We start from the raw sequence: 3168 nt of genomic DNA on the forward strand, positions 1-3168 counted from the left end.
CGCCACTCAGGAACCCGCCGAGATCCTGCGCGAGCACCCCGACGCCGCCCCGTTCTGGCACGGCCTGCTCACCGGCGCGCTCACCGGCGACGACCGCACCGCCGGGAACACGATCACCACCGTCCAGCAAGCGTTGACCTTGTTCTTCCAGCCAGACATCCGCCGTCGCTGCATGCTGCGTCCGGGGCATCCGGCCACCGACATCGCCGACATCATCCGGCGCGGGGGCACCATCTACCTGCTGGGACGCGAGGACCCCTACGCCAGCGCCAGCCCGCTGATGACCGCCCTGGCCGAACACGTCCTCGACACCGCCCTCGCCCTCGCCACGGCCAGCGAGCACAACAAGCTGTGCCCGCCGATGCTGGCCTGCCTCGATGAGTTGCCCTCGACCGCACCCCTGCCCACCCTCCGCATCCGGATGGCCAACGAACGAGCGTTGGGCATCTCGTTCATCTGGGCTGCACAGACGTGGCGGCAGCTCGCCGCCCTGTTCGGCGAGCAGGAAGCCCGCGCCCTGCTCGGCCTGACCAACGTGCTGGTCATGTTCGGCGGCAGCAAGGACGGCGGGTTCAACCGAGAGATCTCCGAACTCGTCGGCAGCGTCCGCGTCGCCCGCACCACCTGGCAGACCGGCGGCAAGGGTGGCCGCAGCGTCAGCGGGGAGGACATGGCCATCCTCAAACCCGAGGAAGTCCGGCAGATCCCCACCAAGCAGGCCCTCGTCGTCCCCGAGAACGCACCCCCGATCATCGCCAAACTGTCGCGCTGCATCGAGGGCAAGACCGGACGCCAACTGTTGGCCGAACTCGACGCCACCCGCACCATCGTCGAGCGTGCGCGTGCTGACGAGGTCTCCATCGAGGCCCGCCAACTCGCCGCGCTGGCCAACGCCCGCCGTCACGCGCTGACCGAGGCGGCCGACCACGATGGATAGGACCCCGGACAAGTCGCTGGTGTGGGCGTTCCCCACCCCCGACACCCCACTGTTGGCCGTCGCCTACCGCGACCTCTACCTCGCCGCAGAGGGCACCGCCCAGCAGAAGGAGATGCTCGGCGACCCGGCCCTGCTCCCGCGCCCTTGGGACCCGGCCACCTGCCAGGACCCGCTCCTGCGCCAGGAAGTGTGGGACTGGCTGGAGGAGTTCGTGGTCTGGTTCAACCGCGAGTACGTGTGGGACCCCAACGCCGGCATGATCCCCTCCTGCTGGCCCCAGCACCCCCACCTCGTCCACGAGATTGCCGTGCTCGCCGACCAACGCCGGCGTGCCGGCATCGCGACCACCAGCGACCTGCTCGAGGACTGGCACCGCTACGCCGTCCCCGCCTTCATCGACCGGATGAAAGCCCGCCTGAAGAACCAGTGCGACGACAACCACCCCAGCTGGCCCGCCCGCGGCCGCCACGCCCGCCTCCTCAACGAAGCCGACACGCGCCTGCGCGCCTACGGCAGCGACGTCACCACCCTCACCCAGCAACTCACCCAGCACCACCGGGCCGCCCTCCTGGCCGAACCAACAGCGCGCCCCAACCTGTCTTGCGTCAGGGATCGTGTCGCATTTCGGGGTTTGAATCAGACCACACTGTGGGGGTCTGGCTGACCCGAGAGTGAGTGTCGATGTCCTCGACGAACAAGGATGCCGGGGCGAGCCCGGCGAGCCCTACGCGGCGCGCGAAGAAGTTGTTGGCGCCGTCGGTGAAGTACGAGATCTTCCTCCAGCTCGTGCGTGGCGAGACGACCATCAACGCCGCCGCGGAGGCGGCGGGGGTGGACCGTTCGACGATCATGAAGCTCCGCCAGGTCGCCAAGGAGGGCGCGATGGCGGCCTTGTCGGCGTCGAAACCCGGGGTGGGCAAGACCCCCCGGGATGTCGAGTTGGAGGCCGCGAACGCCGAGGTCGCCCGGCTGTCGGAGGCGGTGAAGGAGTTGGCGGTCAAGCTCACCTTGCTGGAGGGAAAAGGGGGCTCCGGATGGCGGTGACCGAGCCTGTTCCGGTGCGTGTCGACGCCGTCGGCAAGGCCGGCCTCCTCGGTCTGGTGGACCACGCGGTCGGCGAGGGCTGGAGCTTGCAGGCCGTGTGCGAGGTGCTCAAGATCAGCCGGCGGCGGGTCGAACGCTGGCAGGCCCGGCGCACGGACCTGGCCGACCGGAAGCCCGGCGGGGTCGCAGTCAACGGTCTCCTCGACGATGAGGTTCAGCAGATTCTGGCGGTGTTCAACGAGTGGGGCGAACGGGACCGCTCCCACCGGCGGCTGGCGCATCGGGGCTCGTATGTGGGCCGGTTCTGGGCATCACCGTCCACCGTGCGCAGGGTGTTGATCGAGTCTGACAAGCACTTTCGTCCGCTGCCGCGGCCGGTCCGCGGGGAACGCAAGCCGTTCCCGGACTGGGCGTCCTACAAGCCGAATTCCCTATGGATCTACGACACGACCCACTTCACCCGCTGCGGAGCGAGAGTGCTGATCATCGAGGACCTCGTGTCCCGCAAGTGGCTCACCCACCTGGTATCCAGCGAGGAGACCACCACCCAAGTGCAGGCCGCGTTCACCACGGCCCTGGAATCCGAGGGCCTGCTGAAGGAAGCCCTGGCTCGGGCGGCGACCGGCCGGGTCGACCCCGACGCCGACGACGGCCTCACCCCGCTACTGCTGGCGGTATCGGACAACGGGTCGCAGATGATCGCCACCGGCACCCGCCGGTTCATGGCCCTGGTCGCGATCGCGCAACACTTCGGCCGGCCCTCCACCCCGACCGATCAGGCGTGGATCGAGTCGTTGAACGGCACCCTGAAGGCCGAATGGCCGCACCTGCTGGCGATCACCGACCCGGCCGTCCTGCGGGCCGAGCTCGACCGCATCCAGATCGAGTACAACACCGTCCGCCTGCACTCCAGCATCGGCTACGTGACCCCCGACGATGAACACCAAGGCAGGGGCGAGGCCATCCGCGCCGCCCGCCGCAAGGGCCTGCACGACGCCCACCAGCGTCGTCTTGCTCACCACCGCCAACGGCGGAACAATCAGATCCACAACCACCGTCCAGACCCGCCAGGGGTGGACTGATCAAAGCCGCGAAATGCGACATTTGAGCTGAAACAGGTCAAACCTCCGCCTGGTCGACGGCAGCCAAGTCGACCCCGACACCGGGGAGATCCTCCGATGAACCCC

At 68.7% G+C, this 3168-nt stretch carries 4 protein-coding genes; all 4 read left to right on the top strand.

The features are described 5' to 3' along the window. A partial coding sequence (locus IFY26_RS17385) for a type IV secretory system conjugative DNA transfer family protein (protein ID WP_232550270.1) occupies window positions 1-937 on the top strand: 937 nt, incomplete at its 5' end. Then, complete coding sequence (locus IFY26_RS17390; protein WP_232550271.1) at window positions 930-1601, top strand: hypothetical protein; 672 nt, start codon at window positions 930-932, stop codon at window positions 1599-1601. The genes IFY26_RS17385 and IFY26_RS17390, both read left to right, overlap by 8 nt. A gap of 17 nt (window positions 1602-1618) precedes the next feature. Beyond that, window positions 1619-1981: a hypothetical protein gene (locus IFY26_RS17395; protein WP_131173182.1), complete on the top strand. Its 363-nt coding sequence runs from the start codon at window positions 1619-1621 to the stop codon at window positions 1979-1981. After that, a complete protein-coding gene (locus IFY26_RS17400) occupies window positions 1972-3063 on the top strand; it encodes an integrase core domain-containing protein (RefSeq protein ID WP_232550272.1) in 1092 nt (363 codons plus the stop codon). The genes IFY26_RS17395 and IFY26_RS17400 overlap by 10 nt, the downstream gene beginning before the upstream one ends. The last annotated feature ends 105 nt before the right edge of the window (window positions 3064-3168 follow it).

It is taken from the genome of Propioniciclava soli (assembly GCF_014858005.1).
GTDB classification, from domain to species: domain Bacteria; phylum Actinomycetota; class Actinomycetes; order Propionibacteriales; family Propionibacteriaceae; genus Propioniciclava; species Propioniciclava soli.